The sequence below is a fragment of the Pseudomonas sp. SWRI154 genome, from assembly GCF_014268645.1.
In the GTDB taxonomy this organism is placed as follows: Bacteria; Pseudomonadota; Gammaproteobacteria; order Pseudomonadales; family Pseudomonadaceae; genus Aquipseudomonas; species Aquipseudomonas marvdashtae.
In genome coordinates, this window is the sequence record NZ_JABWQW010000016.1 from 1 (window position 1) to 21,920 (window position 21,920).

12 protein-coding genes, 1 tRNA gene and 1 pseudogene are annotated in these 21,920 nt (G+C 58.8%); 3 read left to right on the top strand and 11 right to left on the bottom strand.

Features of this window, described 5'->3' with window-relative positions:
• The 8 genes and pseudogenes from HU806_RS15555 to dapA all read right to left on the bottom strand — a co-directional run.
• A pseudogene (locus HU806_RS15555) lies at positions 1–2,468 on the bottom strand (hypothetical protein); the annotation flags it as partial.
• 83 nt (positions 2,469–2,551) lie between these two features.
• Positions 2,552–7,084, bottom strand: a complete 4,533-nt coding sequence (locus tag HU806_RS15560; protein ID WP_186612224.1) for a Tc toxin subunit A-related protein — start codon at positions 7,082–7,084, stop codon at positions 2,552–2,554.
• A 41-nt stretch (positions 7,085–7,125) separates the two neighbouring features.
• Entirely contained in the window at positions 7,126–11,997 is a 4,872-nt protein-coding gene (locus HU806_RS15565; RefSeq protein ID WP_186612225.1) for a Tc toxin subunit A, read from the bottom strand.
• 255 nt (positions 11,998–12,252) lie between these two features.
• Positions 12,253–12,342, bottom strand: a tRNA-Ser gene (locus HU806_RS15570).
• A gap of 83 nt (positions 12,343–12,425) precedes the next feature.
• Positions 12,426–13,139 (bottom strand): phosphoribosylaminoimidazolesuccinocarboxamide synthase, encoded by a 714-nt coding sequence (gene purC, locus HU806_RS15575; protein ID WP_186612226.1) that lies wholly within the window; start codon positions 13,137–13,139, stop codon positions 12,426–12,428.
• 27 nt (positions 13,140–13,166) lie between these two features.
• Entirely contained in the window at positions 13,167–13,925 is a 759-nt protein-coding gene (locus tag HU806_RS15580) for an MBL fold metallo-hydrolase (protein ID WP_186612227.1), read from the bottom strand.
• 4 nt (positions 13,926–13,929) lie between these two features.
• On the bottom strand, positions 13,930–15,045 hold the full coding sequence (locus tag HU806_RS15585) for an outer membrane protein assembly factor BamC (RefSeq protein ID WP_186612228.1): 1,116 nt from the start codon (positions 15,043–15,045) through the stop codon (positions 13,930–13,932).
• Positions 15,046–15,062: 17 nt separating this feature from the next.
• Positions 15,063–15,941, bottom strand: coding sequence for a 4-hydroxy-tetrahydrodipicolinate synthase (gene dapA, locus HU806_RS15590; RefSeq protein WP_186612229.1), 879 nt, complete (start codon positions 15,939–15,941; stop codon positions 15,063–15,065).
• Positions 15,942–16,255: 314 nt separating this feature from the next.
• Between dapA and HU806_RS15595 the strand changes: the two genes are divergently transcribed.
• Positions 16,256–16,816, top strand: a complete 561-nt coding sequence (locus tag HU806_RS15595; RefSeq protein WP_003184325.1) for a glycine cleavage system transcriptional repressor — start codon at positions 16,256–16,258, stop codon at positions 16,814–16,816.
• A 10-nt stretch (positions 16,817–16,826) separates the two neighbouring features.
• Complete coding sequence (locus HU806_RS15600) at positions 16,827–17,300, top strand: peroxiredoxin (protein WP_186612230.1); 474 nt, start codon at positions 16,827–16,829, stop codon at positions 17,298–17,300.
• Between the two features lie 57 nt (positions 17,301–17,357).
• On the opposite strand, the gene HU806_RS15605 is transcribed toward HU806_RS15600, so the two are convergent.
• Together HU806_RS15605 and HU806_RS15610 are read right to left on the bottom strand one after the other, a co-directional pair.
• Positions 17,358–18,428: an AI-2E family transporter gene (locus HU806_RS15605; protein ID WP_186612231.1), complete on the bottom strand. Its 1,071-nt coding sequence runs from the start codon at positions 18,426–18,428 to the stop codon at positions 17,358–17,360.
• Between the two features lie 29 nt (positions 18,429–18,457).
• Positions 18,458–18,697, bottom strand: coding sequence for a sulfurtransferase TusA family protein (locus HU806_RS15610; RefSeq protein ID WP_186612232.1), 240 nt, complete (start codon positions 18,695–18,697; stop codon positions 18,458–18,460).
• A 98-nt stretch (positions 18,698–18,795) separates the two neighbouring features.
• On the opposite strand from HU806_RS15610, the gene HU806_RS15615 reads away from it, so the two are divergent.
• Positions 18,796–20,229, top strand: a complete 1,434-nt coding sequence (locus HU806_RS15615) for a M48 family metalloprotease (RefSeq protein ID WP_186612233.1) — start codon at positions 18,796–18,798, stop codon at positions 20,227–20,229.
• Between the two features lie 61 nt (positions 20,230–20,290).
• Here HU806_RS15615 and HU806_RS15620 read toward each other — a convergent pair whose 3' ends face one another.
• On the bottom strand, positions 20,291–21,718 hold the full coding sequence (locus HU806_RS15620; protein WP_186612234.1) for a DegQ family serine endoprotease: 1,428 nt from the start codon (positions 21,716–21,718) through the stop codon (positions 20,291–20,293).
• Between the last annotated feature and the right edge of the window lie 202 nt (positions 21,719–21,920).

The following is a 21,920-nucleotide window of genomic DNA, read 5'->3' on the forward strand; positions in this document are numbered from 1 at the left end:
TAATCCGGAATCACCACGGTCAGCGCATCCTCGGCCGCCATCGGATTAAGTACATTGCCGGGAGCTTGCTTGACGCTAGGGGCGACTCCGTCAAATGCCGCGCGGATGGTATAAGTGCGCGACGGTAACGGGGTGGCCAGTGCTTCGACTTCGCTTTTACCAAACGCGACCTTGAACTCAATTGTCAGGGTGCTGCCATCCTTCAGTTCCTTCAGCTCTGTATATATGACTGTGGCGTTCAAGGCATTGCCGTTGAATTCGCTCTGCGTAACCTTTGATGGCGGCTTCCAGATCGTTTTCTCGTACGAGCCATCGACCTTAGTGCCCTTCAGGCGCAGCCACACATATTGGCCCGCAGCAATGTGCGGCCAACCTTCAATACGCATTCTGGCATTTCCCGACAAACTACCTATATCCAATTCGCCGCTCTGATCGGCCTCGAGGATGCGCGGTTGACTCGGTATCAGCGCACTCTCCGGCAGGGCGCTCACGTTCAACGTGAGCGAATCAGGAGCCGGCAGCGGCGTGCCACCACGTGTCACCGTGTAGGTAACCGTCACCGACTTGCCCAGCGAGTAAGCGATCAACCCCACCGGCAACTCGATCGTCTTCGGCCCGACGGTCCCCACCTCAACCGGTGCCGTGCTGTGTGATCCCTCCGCCGGACTGCCCGCAGCGGTCCAGGTGACGCTGATCCTGTCGGTACCCCGCATGTCGTCATAGTGCGGTACCACCGCCGTCAGCTTATCTCGCGCCGCAAGCGGATCGAGCCGGCCGTCGTGCGCCTCGTCGATTGTCAAGGCAGGCAAACGGTTGGTAGTCCCCGTCCATGTCGGCGATTGTTTGAAGCGAATGCAGCCGAGGCTCAGGGTAAAGTCACCAATATCGTCGCTAGACGTTGTAACGGTCCAGGTGAGGCCGCCCTCGACCAGGGTTAGAGCCTCTGTCGGCACGACTTGCAGCCTTGGCGCATCGACCGTAAGCGTCAGGTCCTCGGCGATCATCACACTGCCAGACCGTGGCTTGAGCGTCAGTTCGTAGGAGTGGCCGGGCAGTATCCGCCAAGGATCGTCGGGCGAAATCCCGTCTCCATCGACACTCAGTTCGAACTGTGCCCATTTACGGGTCGGGATGGTCTTGATGTCGAAGACTTGCGCGTGTGTATCGGCCTCGGCCTTGTAAGGACTGTCGATGGCCGCGGTCAGCTGGGTATCGGCGGCGGGTTGGTAGACATAGGCAGACCAACCATCAGACCGGGTTGGAATGGTATCCAATAGGGCGTCACCTTGACGCCATTGCACGTCGATACCAGGCTCAATGGCGTCGGAAACGGTGTAACGAACCTTGACATGAAGATCGATGGTTTCGTCTTCCGCCACGCTTGGCCAAAACTCCGGGAGTATGTGCCGGACGATATCAAGCTTGTAGGGCCCGACGATGCAGGCCAACGCCTCATGGGGGTCGGCATGATAGACACTTTCAAAGCACAGGGTGGCCGTCCTGCCGTCGACGCTGGCATCGTTCGCATCCGCATCGTTGCGAATTTCCCACGCCTTGGCGATGTGCTGGGCCTCGTCATCCGCATCAGGATCTGTCGTCGTCACTTGCAACCTGGCCTGCCCAGCCTCGCTCTGGTCGGTGAAGGACGCGTAAGCACTAGTGCCGGAATAAACCCCGCCGCCGGCCCAGCCACAGTCTTCGGCGATCGGCAGGGTAAGGTGGTGCGCTCCGCCGCCACGACAGATCGGCATGTAGGCATGGCCATCTTTTACCACCCAATAGCGAGCGCTGACGCCGTCCAATTCGGGCATGGGTTGATCGGTGGTCAGTTGCAGCGGTTTAAGGTGCACGGATATCGATGCACCATCGGCCCACTCGGATGGGACGCCGGCTCCCAGTGCCTTGCCGGAAAAATGCAACTCACCCGGGCCGGCCGGCCAGCCGGGCTCTTGTGTGATGGGCTGATCCCTTCCTGGGTCGGTCGTTGTATCCGCAGCCGCCGCGGAGGGGTCGAACAATCCGGACTGAAAAGCCAAGACAGCCGTTGGCGTGGTGTTTTCGTCGTTCAGCACGATGATGTCTTCACAGACCAGCCAATCGCGCGGCTGCTCCACACGTGTGGTGCTCGTCTGCAACTCGCGTGTCCAGAAATGCGCCCCGGCATTGAAATACGCAACCACCCTGGGATTCTCGCTCGCTCGCTGCGTCGGCTGATACAGGAACCTGACCTGATAGCCGGACGCTGCCGTCAGGCGCAGGTCGATAGGCAGGTCGAATTCGATCGCGGCCTCCGCCCCGCCATAGAGATGAACATACCTACGCCTGATGTCGTCTACTGTGTAGAGACTGGCACCGCTGTTGGTGTCGTCTCCCGACGTGCGTCGCTTCCATTCGGGAGGCCATGTTTCCGTGGGCAGGTCGCTCGCGGGGCCCAGCAAGTTGCGCTCGATTCGTTTTTGCACGTTCATATCCACACTCCGTGGCAGGTTGTGTTGGATCAATTCGGGCGACTACATGCCGAGCTTGAACGAGGTTTTAAACAGGCCCCGTTCTACTGGCGAAACACCGTTTCTTTTAAAAGGTCTTCAATTTTTTCGGCAAAATCTTTGCCCCCATCGAGGGCGGTGTATTCCACTTCGACGACGATGTCGGTCAGCGACTCGAAAAGCTCTATTTGCTTCTCTGAGTCAGGCCATGGAAAGGCGATCTGCCAGGAGGAGATTGCGCCGGTTCGCTCAAAGGACGCGTAGCGGTCTTCATCAAAAGCAAAACGCGAACCGATGCCGTCATCGTCCAGTCCGTCGGAAACGGCGATTTGCGGCTGGGCGCGCAGGTTATAACGCACATGGGTGGTGTCGGCGTCCTCATGCGTCGGCTCGTAGAGATGCCGGGCCCCGCCGAGGTCGGGTTTGACCAGCAGCTTGCTGGAGAGTTGGGTGAGCGTCATGCAGGCCGTTTCATACGGGCCGAACAGGGCCGGCAGCGTGATCGATACACGGCGAATCTGGCGCAGATAATGGCCGGGATAGTCACTATCATAAAATCGGCAATCGAGTTTGAAGTCCAGTGTTCCGCTGTCCTTGAGTCCCCGGATTATCTCTGGCCACTCTTGCGGCGCGTAATAATCGCGCAGCGACACGATCTTCCTGATCGTCAAGCGCCGTTCATAGCGATGGACAAAGGCCGACTCCATGCGCAGCAAGCCCAGCGTCAGTGTCTCGCCGGCGGTGAAACCATGGTGGCTGTCGACCCAGGCACCTGGCAGGATGAACTGGGTTTCATAATCGCCAATTTCGTATTGCCAGCAGGCCTGCACCGATAGGCACAACGCGGTCACCGCATCGTAGGTCTGGAAATACAGCGTGGCCATCTTGCTTTGCATCCAGCGATAAAGCGATGCCCGGGAGGTGCGGGTCTGGGTGAGAAAGGTGTACATCTCCTTGGCCTGTTCGATGGCGCGAACCTGCTGATCGACCGAGACATTCGATGCTTGGATCTGGATTTGCTGCGCCTCCACTTGTTTTTCCAGCGCCTCGAGTTCTGCAATCGCCGCGTCGTGCTGGAAGTTCCATTCTGCACGCAGGCGTTGTTGCGAAGCGTAGCGATCATGGCGGGTGGCCTGATTCATTTCACTTTGACTGTAGGAATTATTCGATGCCGAAGTACCATGTCCCATACCACCTAACCTTATCCCCCCAAAGCTCAGTCCGCCAATATTGGGAAGGCAATCCCCCAAGTGGCCTGTTGCACTGAAGTACCCTGCAGCAAGAGCGGATTTTTTTCCATGTTTCAGATCATTGACCGCCTCGATTTCATCCTTTAGCAAATCCGTCTCGACCAACCCCGCGAAGTAGGTTTTCCGCTGATCAACTGCCCGTTTCGAAGCCTTGAGCGCCTCAAGCGTGGCTTGGGCGTGGCGCAACAATTCGGTTTGCAGCTTATGGCTGAAGTCACTCATCTCTATAAGATGTTTCTGTTGCAGCGTTTCCTGCTCGCATCTGTCGGCCTGCTCCATGTATTGCCGAAGCTGATCGCCAAACCGGCACAGAGTCTGCACCGCCTGCTGTGCGCGAGGCATGATCGCCATGAAGCGATAAGGCGGAACGATGGGCGGCGTCAGGATGTCCCGCAAATTGAAACCACCGCCGCCAGCCTGGGCGCGCATCAAGTCCTTGGGGTTGATGGGTGTGTCGTAAAGGGGAAGGTCGATGGGCTTGCCGTCGAGGGTCAGATAGTGCCGCAAGTTGTGCAATCGTGCTTTCAGGGTGTCCCAGACATCCAGCAGGTCTCGGTTGATTTCAGGCCGAAAATCCGGATGGTCCAACATGGGAGCCAACAGTGCATGGCCGGATGTCAGCGGCAGATTGACCAGCGTATCGACCGATAGCGTTGGAGCGAGCGCATCGAAACACGCAAGGTTTTGGGTGCTCTGCAACTCACTGAGCGTTTTTGGCGTCCAGTCGGATGCGCCGCGCACGTCAGGGGCCGGCCCCATCATGCGCGCGGCCCTCAGGTAGATCATCTTTGCTTCGGTCAAACTGTCGCGTGTCAGCTGCCTGTAGAGCCAGTCCCCCCATTCGATCAGGGTCTCTATGTAGTCGCGAAAAATCCGTTTGCGATAATGGATCGGGTTGCTGTAGGCGATAGCATCCGGGTCAACGGGCGATACCACTTCAAAACTTGGATCGCCCGTCATCAGCAATGGGCGCGAGCGCCAATAGGGCGTAGTTTCTGTCCGTCCAGGATTGATCTTGGCGGACGGATCAAAGAGATGATGCAACCAACCCAGCGCATCCTCGTAGCTCATTTCGTGGCGTAGCCGAACCGCTATGAGATGCGGAAGATGGAAGAATATTTCCCAGAAATAACGTCCGTTCGCGCCGTGAAAGTCCAGAAATTCCAGTCTATCGGACCCCGGACGCGGCGGCTCTTCGGTGTGCTGGCTGTCCCAGGAGAGCAAATTGCCGACGGACAGCGCCGCCCGCTCCACCAGCTCAGGACCGAACGTGGTGTTCAGCCGGATGGCCTCCACGGCCCCCGTCGCCCCGAACTCATTACCGAACTCGACAAACTGTCCGGCCTGACCTTGAGCGTTCGCGGGGCCAGGGATGACCTTCGGGCCGTCGGTCGGCGGTGCCTTCAGCAGAACCTCGAATTCCTGATAGCCCATGCTCCAGGTATCGCCTGAATACTCCCCCAACCCCACGGCAACAATCTCAGGGTTTTTTGTCAGGGGAAGCGCTTTGACAAGCCCCGCGCCGCCGTTGAATCGGAACGGCGGCAAATCACCCGCAGGCGCCTTTTCTGCCCCAACCCAAATGGGCAGCACAAAGGGAGCCGGCACAACGGAACGATGGGAATGTGAGGAACTTATGTTAAACGGAGACGTCCCACCGTTCGTGACCCGCAGCCAAGTGCCATACGTTTTCCATGCAGTATCGGACAGTCGCGCTATATATCGAAAGATATCCTTAGCACGTCCAGTCGCATCAATAGCTGGAATAAAGTGCTTAAGATGCCCGGAGCCCGAATAATAAAGATCAATCGTTTCCCCTACCCCACCGTCATTGTTTAAAAGATCTATTCGGCATGAACCCGGCGCAACAAACGCTGAAAATTCAATGAGCACTGAATAACCCAGTGGGCGGCCTTCAGAATTTGGAACATGAGTAAACGTAATGCCACAATAAGGCAGCGAGACGCCAAAGATAGAACCATCAATACGTACGAAAGAAGCGCCCAGCGTCGTCTCATAGACTCGAGCAGTGCTGTTCACAGTGAAGGAGAGGGCGTTTCCCTGGTTAAGTCCCCTCAATTCCACATAGCGCACATAGCCTGCCTGATCACTGGGGCCCTTTGGCCGGATGGAATCGACGGCCCAGCCTTTGTAATCCGTCGTTTTGCCCAGCAACGGCGCGCGCCTTTGCAGTATGGATTGATCCGCATAGGTCGCGAGCAGGTCATGAACGTGTTGCTGTTCCCCCTCGACGAGATCGACACGGTTCAGCAACTCGTCCCACGCGTAGTAACAGTACTCTGGGCTCGTATCATCGACGGTCGACAGGACAACACCGAGCACCATCAGCTTTTCGCCCTTGGCAAGCCTGCCATCACTGGTCATTGCAAGGAGACGGTTATCGCCACTGTCTGTGCGCCCCCGTCGATGGCTCCGCTGGCGACCCCCAGTGCCTTCAAGCTTGAGCGTGACCGTGTCGACAACCAACGGCGGGCTCCAGGCGCCGCTCAAACTGCGATAGGAGAAGCGAATATCGACCTGGTCCCAGTTGGGTCCATCGGTTTCCCGAATCACATTAAGGGACACCCTGCTCACCCAGAACACATGGAGCCGGCTACCAAAGAAGGTCAGGCGCACACTCGTGGCATCGCCAATCCCGGCCTCGATGGGCTCCCATTCGCTCCAGGCACTGGGAGGGATGCGTGTTTGACCCTCGCCGCGGACAATGGCCGCCTTGCGCCAGTAATATTTGTTATCGCCACGCTTGCGCCCGAGAAAATAATAATCCGCGCGATAGACCGTCGAGTCGGACGTTACAAAAGGCCCATCGATATAGCCGTTGAGCACCTCGATGTTGGCCACGTCCTCGAACTTTTCGAGATAGGCCAGCACGGACGATTGTGCACGCTCGGTATTGAGTCGCCCTTGCGCAAGATCTCCTTCCAACTCTTCGTAAAAACGTGTTTTGACAATACGCAGTTCCGGATCGATGTAGTTTTCCGGATAACTTTGCAGTTTCTCCGCGCCGGCCCAGATCGCATAACGGCTTTCCCACTGGCGCCAGGTCTCGACTTCGCGGTCGTCGAAATGTTGTCCGAAACCCGGCTCGTCGCCGGAATAAATGCCATGGATATAGCGCTGTAAACTGGCGATCATCTCGCCCACGGCGGAGGTTTTCGGCGCCGTGTCGACATGATGGTCGAACAGATGATAGGCATCGAGATCACCTGCTGCCGCCAGAACATTGGTATCGCCGTCCCGATCCGCCACGGCGCCCAGATAACACTCAAGGAGCGCTTCCTGGCGTTGCTTGTTCAAGGCTTCGAGTTTCGTCGTAAGATCGGTCATGGCCTGGCCTCCTGGAGTTTCATTCCTGCTGACAACGGTGCTTAGCGTCGCCGTCGTCGGGACAGCGCCTCATCCAACTTGATTGTTGTGCGCAGGATCTGGCTGTACCGGGTGCCTTGCAGTGTCGCGCCGATCGAAAACACCGCCCTTGGGTCCGGCAACTGCCTGCACTCGATTTCCCAGCTCAAGCGTCCGTCTCCAGGAAGCTGGCGCATCTGCAGGAAACTCGGATTGGCCACCAGCCCCTGGCCGACCGGATTGACGCCACTCCAGGTCAAGGCAATCTCGCGTCCGGCCCTATCACTGGCGTCGGAGGTATCCTCAAGGGTCAAGGTGTATCGCCTGCCGACGACGAAGGTCAGCGAATCCCGAGGCTCTTCACTCGCCTGCTGAGCAAGCGACGTCAAGGAGAACCGCCAATTGGGCTCTGCGAGAACATTCACCGTGAAAGTCACCACCTGCCCTGCAGGTTCATTCAGCGTCGCCACCACGGTATGTTCGCCAGGCTGATCGATCGGAACGGCAAAAACCGCCGTGCCTTCGGAATCGGTTAACGTCTCTTTCGCATTCCTGGCGCCGTCCACGGTCCATTGCACAGGATGTTCAGCCACCCCCTGAAACACCGTCTCGATGTCTGTCTCGACCTCGGCTTCCACCCGTACCCGCACATGCACCACCTCGCCGGCCAGGGCAATCACCGACACGTTGGCCGGTGACGCCGCGGCAAGTCTCGGCACGGGAAGAATGACCATGACTTGTTCGAAGAAGTCCTCTCTGTCGTCGTCTTTACGTGAAGGCAACAGGGTCGCGCGGACGGTTATGGTGCCCTGCTTCAACTCCGAGGCAGGTACCTCGAAAAGGGCGTATCCGTCAGGATCGGAAGTAGTCGGCCCTTCATAAACCGACTCATCGGCAAACGTCACCCTCCAACCGATTTGCTCTTGCGGCTTGCCCGCTCCGCTAAGGGAGAGAACCCGGCAGGCGATTTTTACGACTTGACCGAGTACATTCGGCCCCCTGAAGCGCAGCCTGTAAACGCTCCTATCTATATAGGGTGCGTCGATAAAACGAAACGCTGCAAAACCTCCAAGACTCACACCAGCGCCAAGGGTTGCCTTGACCGTCGTTATTCCCTCTTCGTTGCTGGACAACTGGGCACGGGCTACCCCATTGTCATCGGCAATTGTCGTGTCTCTCTTGAACTGGCCAGCCCCTTCGACAATGTTCCAACGCACACGCCTGTTACGTCCCCTGTTGTCATAACCGTCGAGCACCGTGACGGACAACTCGAAAGACTCACGACGACCAGAAAGTTTGGGCGCACCCTCCGCATCCGGTTTTGGCCGACGCAGGTTTAGCGTTTCATCGTCGCAATCGATGGTCACCGTGGGCATGGCTATACGTTGATCAAGTCCGATTGTGGCAAAAACCGTGGCAATACCCATCTTGGCACTCGATGCCAGGGTAACCTCGACCCTACCGTCCGCATCGGTGTGTGCCATATCCGTATCCAGAGCTCCGGGACCTGTCAGCGACCAACGCACACGAATATTAACCAGCGGTTTGCCGCTCAAGTCCCGCACCAGCAGGCGGAACCTCGCCTGCGCCTTTGCGGGTGCCAAGTCCAGCGCATTGGCAACCAGACGCGTCTGGTCGACCGACGACTCGCTTGTGGTCCCCTGGCCGACCTCAGGGGCGTTTCCGGAACCGCCCGATTGAAGCCGACCGGCGTATAGGCTGCCGAGCGCGTATTGCACGGCGTTGCGATAATCTTCGGTATTGGCGGACACCGGCAATCCACCCAGTTCATGCAGAGCCAGAATGCTTAGCTCGCTCGTGCGAGCCATTTCCAGCATTCGGATAAGACCATTGAATTGACTGAGCTGTGTAAGCACTCCCATCGGTGCAATGAAACGTGCTGCCTCCAGCAACTCGCGTGCGCTGACGCCCAGCATCTCCGCGACCTTGACGGCGGCGGCATCCTGCATCAGGCGAGCGTAATCCTCGCTCTCGGCGAAAAGATCAGGATCAAAGACCAGCGGGTCGTTGACCAAGGACAAATAGTCCATCAATGCCGATGGGGAAGCTTGCATCCGCGACGTGACATTGCGATAGGTTTGCAGGTGATACAGCGTGGCAAGCGAAATCGCGCCGGTGGCATCCATCCCTGGCCTGAATCCAAATAAATCGGGAGCGTCAATCCATCCTTCCAATTGCCGCTTGTTCGCCGCATGGCGACTTAGGAATTCGCCGTCCAATTCGAATTGGCGAACAATGTCAGCCAGGCGATGCAAGCTGCCCAGCTTCTGAAGCATGACGTCGGCATTGTTCCAATCTTCAAAGCCATCGTCCTGGAACGCATCATGAGGCTGGACGGCGGCACGCAAACGCCGTGCAACTGGATCGCAAGGACTCAACCGTCGTAGGGCCAGCGCGCGCAACGACCCCGCCGGAGTCACCACGCCTTCGGCTTCCCACACCCAGCGCAAGACATCGTAAACACTCTGATCGGCCCACTCTATAAGGGGCAAAACAAGATCAGACGAAATCGCCAGGTACGTGGCCAAATGCTCTTCGACCAGAGCCCGCTGCGAAGCTCGCATCCGAAGAATGATTGCCGTCACGGATTCCACTATGGTGTTTTTAAGCGTGTCCGCCTCTATCGGGTCATCCATAGGGAAAGGATCCTCCGCTTGGGCGATCCTCTCCACCACATCGGCAATGATGTTGCGAACGCTGAGCGCATAATCCACATCCGAGCTCGAAACGCCATCGAGCACGATGCCCTGGGCGTCGATAACGTCGCCCAATGCCGCAACCCAATCAATCGTCGCCAGGGTCAATACGGCGGGAACACCGGCTTGCTCCAGAACCTCATGGGTAACGCGCAGGCTTCCCAACATCGTATGTAGACTGGCCACCAGAGCCCGCTCACTGTCACTGGCGACTGGAACGGTGGTGTTTGACCGCATAGCGCGCACAAACCACGCCAAATCGATCCCCTTATCCCCGCACCATTGCACACAATCAACCACCGCCATCAACGCAGCGGAGAAATCCGTAGCGCCCAGCGTAGGTAGCGCCTCGACCGAAGGCACGCCGGCAATCTGCTTGAGAATCGGCGCAGATTGGCCGAGCGTCTGCACCAGTCCGAGCAAGACCGTCGGGGGCACGCTCAAATAGCGAGCGATGCTGGCAATGCGATAAAAGGAGGACAGGATTTCCAGGCTACGCTTGAGTTCCGGCGGGTCATAGCTATTGGCGACAACACGCGCCATATAGGTGAATTCCGAGGAATCCAGGCCAAGGCTCGCACAAATCGCCTGGACAGTTTCCCGCGAATGATCATCCGTGTTGTCTTCAATCCGTGCGCTGAACGGCGAATTGTCCAGAACCAGGGGAGTCCCCAGGAGCCCATGGTTGACAAAAATACGGTCATATTGAGCGACCGTCTCCCCAGCACCAAAAATCGATACCTTGTCGAGCCAGGCGCAAAAGTCTTCCGCGGTCACTCCATAGCGCCCTCGCATTTCGCAAAAGACCCCAAGTGCTTTCAGCGTATTACGCGTGATGAGTGGCGCACCGTTTCTTTTCTCGGCGTGATGCGCTGCGACAATCAGTTGGTCCATTTCGCGAAAAGAAGTGCCTAGCCATCGACTGAGCCGGATAAGCCGGTGAATCCGATCCAGGTGCCCATCCGCCAGGTTTTCAAACTGAACAGGTGGATTAACCGGGACAGCCTCCGTGTCCCGTTGGAAGGTGTCCGAACCAGGCGAAGCCTTCAGGTCAATGGCAGGAAGCTGCGCACCATTGATGTAAACCGCGCCGAAAACATGCGGGCCGGACTCCTGCTGGGGCATGACCGCCTGGGACACATGCCTGGACAGAACCGGCGAGTCTTCCTTGACGGCAAACAGGCCTGCAAGCGCATCACTGCTTACCCCGGTGCGCGTGCAGAACTCCGCGCTATCTTCCAAAGCCCCCCTGGAGTAGACCCGATAGGTCGTCCAATAGAAGTTTGCCATCTGCTCTTCGTTGTCCGGTCGGGCACCGTTGAACAGCGCTTCCAGGAGAAGCTCCCGACGCGCAGGGCCGATCGGCAAACTGAGGAGAAACGTATCGTCACCGCGATCGGTTTGCATGCCTTGAAGGGCAAAATAATGAAAATCCGGATCAGTTGCGCGCGCCAGCTCACCAAAACCTGAAACAGGCGGGTTGAACAGCGACAAGATAATTTGAAGCTGCTCGACCGAATGCTCGTACGGCATGGTCAGCGGATAACGCGCGCTCGCAAGAACCCTATCCGCCTCAATGGCATCAGGATCCGATAGCTGCCCAGCCTCAAGAAGCGATGACTCTAGAATTTTGGTGGACAGTGATAATACTGAGCATTCGCGCGTCATCGTCGCAGAATCAATCAGCTCGGCGGCAATATCCGGCCGCCGTACCTCCAGGCGAAACCGGTTTCCCTCGTCTGCCGCCCCCTCCAGGGACAGCGCCTTTTTGTAAAGACTGACCAGGTAAGCCACTGGAGAGGTCCTTGCCTCAATGGCATTCGGACGGGCCATGTTCGACCAGTCTTCGTCAAATTCCATGTCGTAACGCGGCCCATCCGTGAGCGCGGCAAAACCTCGGCGCACATCGTAGGTCTGGCGATCAGCCCCTCGAAGCTCGCGCTCGCGGTACTGGCGCGCAATCCATATCGCCGCGCTCAAGGCGCGCTCGTGTAGTTCCCGAGCCTGCCCGATGCGCAAGCCCTGCTCAATCCATCGCTCGGGAGGCTGACGTGCAAGCTCCAGGATGGAGCCCGCCTGTGCAACGATGGTATTGATTATTTCGCTTCCAGACGGATTCAATAACGGCGCCATCGTTGCCGCTAACAAGGTTGGGGGAAAACGACGATCAACTGGCATCAAACTTCTCCGAAGGATCTGAAGCGCCGTATGGGACGTCGCTCCCAACAAATTCGGGCGCGCGCAGCATTTCGGTATGTGGGTTATCACACTCCAGGCAGGGAGGATTGGCTACTGTCAGAACTTACAGGTCGGATGGGATTTAAGACGAACGGCGGGCTGGGATTACTTGAGCGAAGGTGTTCTACAAAACGCCAGAAACGAAAAAGCCCCTGAAATGTTCAACCATTTCAGGGGCTTAGTCGTATTCAATTATGGCGGAGAGATAGGGATTTGAACCCTAGGTACTGTCGCCAGTACAACGGATTTCGAATCCGTCCCGTTCGGCCACTCCGGCATCTCTCCAGTGGCGCGCATCATACCAGCACATTTGCCGGAAGCGAACCCCCGGGCGAAATTTTTTCCGTGCTATCAGATGCTTGCGTCGATTACAGCGGTACACCCAGGCGCTGGGCGACTTCTTCGTAGGCTTCAATGACGTCACCGAGGCCTTGGCGGAAGCGGTCCTTGTCCATCTTCCTTTTGGTGTCCTTGTCCCAGAGGCGGCAGCCGTCCGGGCTGAATTCGTCGCCCAGGACGATGGAGCCATCGCTGAACACGCCGAATTCCAGCTTGAAGTCCACCAGCAGCAGGCCAGCGTCGTCGAACAGCTTGGTCAGCACTTCGTTGACCTTGAGGGACAATTCCTTCATGCGCGCCAGTTGCTCAGCGGTGCCCCAACCGAAGGCCACGACGTGGGATTCGTTGATGAACGGGTCGCCCTTGGCGTCGTCCTTCAGGAACAGCTCGAAGGTGTAGGGATTGAGCTTCATGCCCTCTTCCACGCCCAGGCGCTTGACCAGGCTGCCAGCGGCGTAGTTACGCACGACGCATTCGACCGGGATCATGTCCAACTTCTTGACCAGGCATTCGTTGTCGCCCAGCAGCTTGTCGAACTGGGTCGGCACGCCGGCGGCTTCGAGTTTCTGCATGATGAAGGCGTTGAACTTGTTGTTCACCATGCCCTTGCGGTCGAGCTGTTCGATGCGCTTGCCGTCGAACGCCGAGGTGTCGTTGCGAAACAGCAGGATCAAGCGGTCAGCGTCGTCGGTCTTGTAAACCGACTTGGCTTTGCCGCGGTAGAGTTCTTCACGTTTTTCCATGATGGGCTCCGCTTGCTAAGTAGTGGGCTAGGCGATATGTCGCCAGTCGAGCCCTGAATCTTGATCGGCCAGTTGCAGCCAGTCCGGGTCGCACCCAAGGGTGTCGACAAAACATTGCCGGGCCAGCTGCGGCAGGTTGTTCTTGCTGCTCAGATGGGCCAGGACCAGGTGTTGCAGGCCTTGCCAGCCCAACTCGGCCACCAGGAATGCCGCCTGGTGGTTGTTCAAATGTCCGTGTTCCCCGCCGACCCGCTGCTTGAGGAAGTACGGATAGTACCCCCGCGCCAGCATGTCGCGGCAATGGTTGGACTCGATCATCAGCGCATCGAGGTCCCGATAACTGTCCATGACCCTGTCGCAATACGAACCCAAATCGGTGAGCAACCCGAAGCGCCGCTCGCCATCACTGAACACATATTGCGTCGGCTCCCGGGCGTCGTGTGCCACGCTGACTACGCTGATGTCCAGGGCACCGATGCGCAACTGCTCGCCACCGGCCACGAAGCCAGCCGGTTCGATGGGTTTGCGCAGGCCGCCATGCGTTCCGCGACTCAGGTACACCGGCAGATTGTAGCGCCGAGACAGCAAACCCACGCCATGCACGTGGTCGGCATGTTCGTGGGTCACGAGTATCGCGCTCAGTTGCGCCGGGTGAACACCCAGGCGCAACAGGCGCTTTTCGGTTTCTCGCAAGGAGAAACCACAATCGACCAGCACATAGGTGCCGGCGCTGGCGATCAGCGTACCGTTGCCCTGGCTACCGCTGCCGAGAACGGCGAAACGCATCGGATCAGCCCAGGTTGTCCTGAATCACGCCCAACACTTTGCGGGCCACATCGGCCGGCGCCACGGTGTTGATGTTTTTCTCGACGGTTACCTGGACGTTGTCGCCGACCTTGCTCAGGCGAACCTGATAACGCTCGGCACCGGCTTCGATCTCTTCCTTGTCCGGCGCGCTGCCGAACAGGCCACTGAAGAAGCCGGGCTTCTCGTCTTTCTTCTCGGCTTTTTCAGCGAGGTTGATGTAGTAAAGGCCCAGGCTGCGGTTGATGTCCTCAACTCGCCATTCGCCCTGCTCCAACGCACGACCCACGCTCGACCAGGCACGATCCAGGTCGGAGCCGACGTTGAGCACCGGGTTGCCGCTGCCGTCCTCGCTTAGGCTGACGCGGCTTGGGGTGTCGTAGTCCCGGGTGGCCAGCATCGACACCGAACCGCCCTGCTCGGCGGTGCGGCTCATGCTGGCGAGCATGTCGTCCACCAGCGCGGCGTCGAGGCTGGTGTTGACCGAGCGGTTGGTGAAGGCCACGTCGGCGGTGCTGCCGGCGGGACGCTCGGCGCTGACCACGTAGATTTCACTGGTGTTGCGCTGCACGCCCGGCTCGATCCGTACCCGTACGCGGGTTTCGCTGTCGGCGGCGACACCGGCGGCGCTCAGGCGCTTGGCCATGGCGGCGGACAGTTCATCGGCGCGTTGCCAGGTGGTGGTGAATTCGCCGGTCTGTGGACGCTGCTCATCCAGGCGGAAACCGTTGTCCTGGAAGAACTGGATCGCCACGGGCCAGACTTCGGCCGGCGGGTGCTGGCCCATGACCCAGCTCGAATCGCCACTCTTTTGAAGGGTGTAGTCGCTCGCATCGGCCACGGCCGACAGCGGCTGTGGACGCGGCACGATGTATTCACCCTTGACGCTGTCGTCGGCGACGTTGCGCGGGATCGGCAGCAGCGGATCCAGGCGCTTGGCGACGCTGACGTCGGGTGGCAGTTGCATCGGTGCAGTCTGTTGCGCTTCGAGGTAGTCGCTACCACGGTCACGGAAATAACCATCCGGGCCCCAGATCCATCCGCAGCCACTGGTGCTGGAGATAATCAAGGCAAGTGCGGAAAGGCCAGCCATTCGCTTCATGCGTTGTAGTTCCTCAATTAAACCAGGACGCCGGACTGGCGCATGGCCTGCCGCAGCGGTTCTTGACAGGTATTGCTCAACCAGGTGAGCGGCAGGCGAATGCCTTCGTGCATCAAGCCCATTTCGACCAGGGCAAATTTCACTGGGATCGGATTGGCCTCGATGAACAGGTCCTTGTGCAGCGGCATCAGTTTTTCGTTGAGTGCCCGTGCAGTCTCGGCGTCGCCCTTGAGCGCGGCCTCGCACAGGTCGGCCATCTCGCGCGGGGCGACGTTGGCAGTGACAGAGATGTTGCCCTTGCCGCCCATCAGGATCAGCTCGACGGCCGTTGGATCATCGCCGGACAGCACGATGAAATCCTTGTTGACGCCATCGATGATGGCCTTGGCCCGCACGAGGTCGCCGGTGGCTTCCTTGATGCCGATGATATTCGGGACGGTGGACAAGCGAATCACGGTCTCGGCCTGCATGTCGCAGGAGGTGCGGCCGGGAACGTTATAGAGGATCTGCGGGATGTCGACGGTTTCGGCAATGCGCTTGAAGTGCTGGTACAAGCCTTCCTGGGTCGGCTTGTTGTAGTACGGAACAACCAGCAGGCAGGCGTCGGCCCCGGCTTCCTTGGCGTTGCGGGTCAGCTCGACGGCCTCGCGGGTGGAGTTGGCGCCGGTACCGGCGATCACCGGAATGCGCCCATTGACTTGCTTGACCACGGCGCGGATGACTTCGATGTGCTCGTTGACGTCAAGGGTTGCCGACTCGCCGGTTGTACCGACGGCGACGATGGCGTGGGTGCCGTTTTCAAGGTGGAAGTCCACGAGTTTGCTGAGGCTGACCCAGTCAAGACGCCCTTGTGCATCCATGGGTGTGACCAGTGCCACCATACTGCCCGCAATCATGAAACCGCTCCTGCCGGAAAAAGAGAGCCGTAATGGTACTGGCGCCAAGATGCTTGTACAAGCGAACTCCCATTCCCCTTGGCGATGGTTTTCGCTACCCTTCAGCCTTTGATCGGTACCGATAAGCTCATACGCCGGTTTCCAGCCTCCGTTTTCGTCGCTACAAGCCCCGATCCTGCTCTTGAACAGGTGTTTGCGTGATGTCCCGCAACGCAGCGCCCCAAAAAGCAAAAGGCTTGAACCGTTCGTTCTCCCAGTGCTGTCGCCCCGTCGAGCTGAAACATACCGACCGCTCATCGCTTTAGGAATGCTGCATGTCCACCCCCACAGTCCGCGAACAATTCCTTGTTATCAGTGCCCTTGGCGCCAACCCCATGGAGCTGACTAACGTCCTGTGCCGCGCCAGCCATGAAAATCGCTGCGCCGTCGTGACCTCACGCCTGACCCGTCATGGCGAATGCAGCGCGCTCGTGCTCGAGATCTCCGGCAGCTGGGACGCCCTCGCCCGCCTGGAGGGCAGCCTGCCCGTGTTGGCCAAGAAGCACGCCTTCACCGTTAACGTAGTGCGCAGCGCTGCCTTGGAAAACCGTCCCCAGGCCCTGCCCTACGTGGCCTATGTGAGTTCGGCCTACCGCCCGGACATCATCAACGAGCTGTGCCAGTTTTTCATGGACCACCACGTCGAGCTGGAAAACCTCACGTGCGACACCTATCAGGCCCCGCAGACTGGCGGCACCATGCTCAACGCCACGTTCACCGTGACCTTGCCGGCCGGCACCCAGATCAGTTGGCTGCGTGATCAGTTCCTGGACTTCGCCGATGCGATGAACCTGGACGCATTGATCGAACCGTGGCGTCCACAAAACCCAATGTAAGGAAGCGTTCATGGCCGTTGCCGTCGACCAGCCGGTTACCGATTTCCAAGCGCCCGCCACCAGCGGGCAGACCGTCAGCCTCGCGGCCCTCAAAGGCAAGCAGGTGGTGATCTACTTCTACCCCAAGGACAGCACCCCCGGCTGCACCACCGAAGGCCAGGGTTTTCGCGATCAATACGCGCAGTTCCAGGCGGCCAACACCGAGGTGTTTGGCGTCTCCCGGGACAGCATCAAGTCCCACGAGAACTTCAAGTGCAAGCAAGAGTTTCCCTTCGAGTTGATCAGCGACAAGGATGAAGCGGTTTGCCAGTTGTTCGACGTGATCAAGCTGAAGAAGCTGTACGGCAAGGAATACCTGGGCGTTGACCGCAGCACTTTCCTGATCGACAAGGACGGTGTATTGCGTCAGGAATGGCGTGGTGTGAAGGTGCCGGGCCATGTGGACGCGGTGCTGGCGGCGGCTCAGGCGCTGAATAACGCCTGAGGTGTTATTGCCTGTCTTGCCCACATGGCGAGCCGGCTCGCCGTGTGGCCAGGACAGCTACAAGAGCGGCGCCACCACCGGTTCCTTGCTTGGCCACGCATCCAGCACCGCCTTGAACAGCGTCGCCAACGGGATCGCGAAGAACACTCCCCAGAACCCCCACAGCCCGCCAAACAGCAAAACCGCGCAGATGATCGCCACCGGGTGCAGGTTCACCGCCTCGGAAAACAGCAGCGGGACCAGCACGTTGCCGTCCAATGTCTGGATGATTCCGTACACCGCCATCAAATAGATGAACTGGTCGCTCCAGCCCCACTGGAACAGCGCAATCAGCGCCACCGGCACGGTCACCACCACGGTGCCGACGTAAGGCACCACCACCGAAATCCCCACCAGCAGCGCCAGCAACGCGGCGTAGTTGAGGCCCAGGGCGACGAAACCGATATAGGTGACGCCGCCGCAGATGAAAATCTCGATGACTTTGCCGCGAATGTAGTTGGCTATCTGGCGATTCATTTCCTGGGCTACGCGAGTGATCAGCGCCCGTTCGCGAGGCAGATAACCACGAACCCAGCGCCCGATCATTTCCCGATCCTTGAGAAAGAAGAACACCAGGATCGGCACCAACACCAGATAAATCATGATGTTCACCAGCAGCGGCAGGCTGGACAGAGAGAATGTCAGGGCCCACTGGCCGAACTTGCCGATCTCGCCGCGCACCACTTCGATCGTTTGCAGCACTTGCTCATCCGAGACCAGATGCGGGTAGCGCTCCGGCAACAACAGCAGCAGCGATTGCCATTTCGCGAGCATCCCTGGCAGCTCATTGAACAAGGTTACCAACTGGTGCCAGAGCAAGGGCACGATCACCACCAGGAACACCACCAGCAGCCCCATGAAAAGGGCGAACACCAACCCCACCGCCACGGAGCCTGGCAGCCGCAAGCGCTCCAGCGTTGTGACTAGCCCCTGCATCAGGTATGCCAGCACCATCCCCGCCAAGACCGGCGCGAGCATGCCTCCCAACGTCAGGACAGCCGTGAAGGCCAGGAACAACAGCACGGCCAATACCACCGCCTCTTCATCGGAGAAGTAGCGCTGGATCCAGTCACGTAACACTTTGAACATTAAAAATCCTTATGAATTGCTATCCGTTTTCAGGCTTTCTTCAGCCAATAACGGTAGACGCCGTTTTCGTCTTCTTCACGCAACAGCGTGTGACCGGCCAACCGGGCAAAGGTACGGAAGTCACGCTGGGAGCCCGCATCCGTCGCGGTCACCTTGAGCACGGCACCGCTGGCCAGGCGATTGAGTTCCAGCTTGGCCTTGAGCAACGGCAGCGGACAGTTCAGGCCACTGGCGTCCAACTCGGCATCGTGGGCTACAGCATCGGTCATTGTTTCACTCCGCAACAGGTCGTCGAGCCGCCTAGAATATCTGGTCCCTGACCCGCTGTCCGGCTACAGTAAGGTCTTTGTCGACTAAGGCTCCGTGCATGACATTTCTGCGCCCCACCCTGCTGACGCTCGCTTGCCTGCTCGCCTCACCGGGCTTCGCCGACGACCTGCCGTCACTTGGCGATGCCAGCTCTGCCATCGTCTCGCCGGAACAGGAACATCAACTGGGTCGCGCCTGGCTGGCCCTGCTGCGCAGCCAGGTCTCGCAACTCAACGATCCGCAGCTAAAGGACTACGTCGAGTCAAGTGTCTACAAGTTGGTGGAAACCAGCCAGGTCAACGACCGGCGCCTGGAGTTCATCCTGATCAACAGTCCCCAGCTCAACGCGTTCGCCGCACCCGGCGGCATCGTCGGAGTCAACGGCGGACTGTTCCTCAACGCGCAGACCGAGGGCGAATACGCATCGGTCATGGCCCACGAACTGGCGCACTTGTCACAACGTCACTTTGCCCGCGGTGTTGAAGCCCAACAGCGCATGCAGGTGCCGATGATGGCCGCACTGCTGGCCGGCATCGTGATTGCCGCCGCCGGTGGCGGTGACGCCGGCATCGCCGCCATCGCCGGAACCCAGGCCGCCGCCATCCAGGAACAACGGCGCTTCTCTCGGCAGAACGAACAGGAAGCCGACCGCATCGGTATACAGAACCTGGAAAAGGCCGGCTACGACCCGCGATCAATGCCGACCATGTTCGAACGCTTGATGCGCCAATACCGATTTGACGCCAAGCCCCCAGAGTTCCTGCTGACTCACCCGGTCACCGAATCGCGCATTGCCGACACCCGCAACCGTGCCGAACAGGCCAGGCCGGGGGGCATCGAGGACAGCATGCGCTATCAACTGATCCGTGCACGGGTCCAGTTGACCTATGAAGAAACGCCGGGGCTGGGCGCCAAGCGTTTTCGCGCGTTGCTGGACGAAAACCCGAAGAACGATGTCGCCCGTTATGGCCTGGCGATCGCGCAAATCAAGGGTGGCCAGCTGAATGAGGCTCGCGAGAACCTCAAGCCGTTGCTGGCGAAATCGCCTAACGAGATCATCTACAACCTGGCCGAAGTGGATCTGGACATTACCAGCAACAAGCTGGCGGATGCCCAATCTCGCGTCGACCGGCTGCTGGTGCAATATCCAGGCAACTATCCGCTCAATCAAGTGCGTGTCGACCTGTTGCTCAAGCAGAACCGCCCCGCCGATGCCGAGAAGGCCCTCGAAACCCTGCTCAAGAACCGCCCGGACGACCCGGACATCTGGTACATGGTGGCGGAAACCCGCGGGCTGTCAGGCAATATCATCGGCCTGCACCAGGCACGTGCCGAATACTTCGCGCTGGTGGGTGATTACCGTCAGGCCATTCAGCAGCTGGATTTCGCCAAACGGCGCGCCGGCACCAATTTCCCGCTGTCGTCGCGCATCGATGCCCGGCAGCGAGAGCTCATGGAGCAGGAACGCATGGTCAAGGACATGATGGGCTGAGCATTCGGCAGACAAAAAAAACCGCCTCTTTCCAGGCGGTTTTTTTTCAGCGATCAATCGGTCATTCGGCCAATTTGAAAGTAATGAAGCTAGCGCGTCCCTGACGCAAGACTCGCATCGACACCGAACGATTCTTCGGCAGTGCCTGGGCAATGTCGGTGAACGCCTTGGTGGAGCCGATGGCCTGATTGTTCAGGTGCGTAATGATGTCGCCCGGTTGCAGGCCGATCAGGGCCGCAGGGCCGTCCTGTACTTCCTTGATCACAACGCCGCCTTGCAGCTCCAGCGTGCGCTTCTGCTCCTCGGTCAGCTCAACCACGGCCACGCCCAGGCGATTGCTGCTGCGCTCTACGCCAGACTTCGGCTGTGAATCCAGTTCCTTGCCTTCTTCAGGGATCGCGCCAACCGTCAGCTCGACGTTCTTGCGCTTGCCTTCGCGAATCACCTCCAGGTTGGCTTTGGCACCGGCCTTGAGTGCGCCCACCAGATGCGGCAGGTCAGCAGACATGATGATCGGCTGGCCGTTGAGGCTGAGAATCACGTCACCGACTTGCAAGCCGCCCTTGGCAGCCGGACCACCTTCCTGAATCTGCGCCACCAGCGCGCCAGCAGGTTTTTCCAGCCCGAACGACTCGGCCAAGTCTTTGTTTACTTCCTGAATGACTACGCCCAACCAGCCACGGCTGACCTTGCCTTCGCTTTTCAACTGATTGGAAACGTCCATGGCAACGTCGATCGGAATGGCGAAGGATACGCCCATGAAACCGCCCGAACGGGTATAGATCTGGGAGTTGATGCCTACCACTTCACCATCGAGGTTGAACAACGGGCCACCAGAGTTGCCCGGGTTGATCGGCACGTCGGTCTGAATGAACGGCACGTAGTTTTCATTCGGCAGACTGCGACCAATGGCGCTGACTATGCCCTGGGTCACGGTATGGTCGAAGCCGAACGGCGAACCTATTGCGACAACCCATTGGCCGGCTTTCAGGTTCTGGGATTTGCCGAGCTTGAGCACGGGCAGGTTCTTGCCTTCGATCTTGAGCAGCGCCACATCGGAACGCGGATCCGTACCGATCAGCTTGGCCTTGAGCTCACTGCGATCAGCCAGACGCACGAGAATCTCATCGGCGTCGGCGATCACGTGGTTGTTGGTCAGGATGTAGCCGTCCGGCGAAATGATGAAGCCCGAGCCGAGGGACTGTGCTTCACGCTGGCGACCACCGCCAGGGGAACGTGGCTGAGGCATGCCACGCTCGAAGAACTCACGCAACATGGGCGGCAAGCCTTCCAGGTCCGGCATTTGCGGATCCATCACCCGTCGCTCCGGCAGCTTCTGCGTGGTACTGATGTTCACCACAGCCGGCGAAGCCTGTTCGACCAATTGAGTGAAGTCCGGCAACTCGACCGCCACCGCGGGAACGGCCTGACCGAGAACCAGCACGGTGGCAAATATGGAGAGATAGGTTTTCAAGCGTGGTATCGACATACGGCTCCCGTTACGACGAGCATGGTTAAGCGATATGGAGCAAAAACACCGGGTAACGATACGCCGGTATATTTGTTCCGCAAACAGACAAGGCCAGAGCCGAGCGGCTCTGACCTATAGAAAAAAAATCGTATTTTTGCAAATGAAAATGCTGACAGGAAGTTTCGGCATTTCGATCAAGCCTCGGCGTTACCGGCCTCAT

What these genes read in the sequence shown, in the direction of transcription:
- HU806_RS15560 (WP_186612224.1), bottom strand. Translation starts at nt 7,084, where the DNA reads ATGACCGATCTTACGACGAAACTCGAAGCCTTGAACAAGCAACGCCAG.
- HU806_RS15565 (WP_186612225.1), bottom strand. Translation starts at nt 11,997, where the DNA reads ATGCCAGTTGATCGTCGTTTTCCCCCAACCTTGTTAGCGGCAACGATG.
- purC (WP_186612226.1), bottom strand. Translation starts at nt 13,139, where the DNA reads ATGGAAAAACGTGAAGAACTCTACCGCGGCAAAGCCAAGTCGGTTTAC.
- HU806_RS15580 (WP_186612227.1), bottom strand. Translation starts at nt 13,925, where the DNA reads ATGCGTTTCGCCGTTCTCGGCAGCGGTAGCCAGGGCAACGGTACGCTG.
- HU806_RS15585 (WP_186612228.1), bottom strand. Translation starts at nt 15,045, where the DNA reads ATGAAGCGAATGGCTGGCCTTTCCGCACTTGCCTTGATTATCTCCAGC.
- dapA (WP_186612229.1), bottom strand. Translation starts at nt 15,941, where the DNA reads ATGATTGCGGGCAGTATGGTGGCACTGGTCACACCCATGGATGCACAA.
- HU806_RS15595 (WP_003184325.1), top strand. Translation starts at nt 16,256, where the DNA reads ATGTCCACCCCCACAGTCCGCGAACAATTCCTTGTTATCAGTGCCCTT.
- HU806_RS15600 (WP_186612230.1), top strand. Translation starts at nt 16,827, where the DNA reads ATGGCCGTTGCCGTCGACCAGCCGGTTACCGATTTCCAAGCGCCCGCC.
- HU806_RS15605 (WP_186612231.1), bottom strand. Translation starts at nt 18,428, where the DNA reads ATGTTCAAAGTGTTACGTGACTGGATCCAGCGCTACTTCTCCGATGAA.
- HU806_RS15610 (WP_186612232.1), bottom strand. Translation starts at nt 18,697, where the DNA reads ATGACCGATGCTGTAGCCCACGATGCCGAGTTGGACGCCAGTGGCCTG.
- HU806_RS15615 (WP_186612233.1), top strand. Translation starts at nt 18,796, where the DNA reads ATGACATTTCTGCGCCCCACCCTGCTGACGCTCGCTTGCCTGCTCGCC.
- HU806_RS15620 (WP_186612234.1), bottom strand. Translation starts at nt 21,718, where the DNA reads ATGTCGATACCACGCTTGAAAACCTATCTCTCCATATTTGCCACCGTG.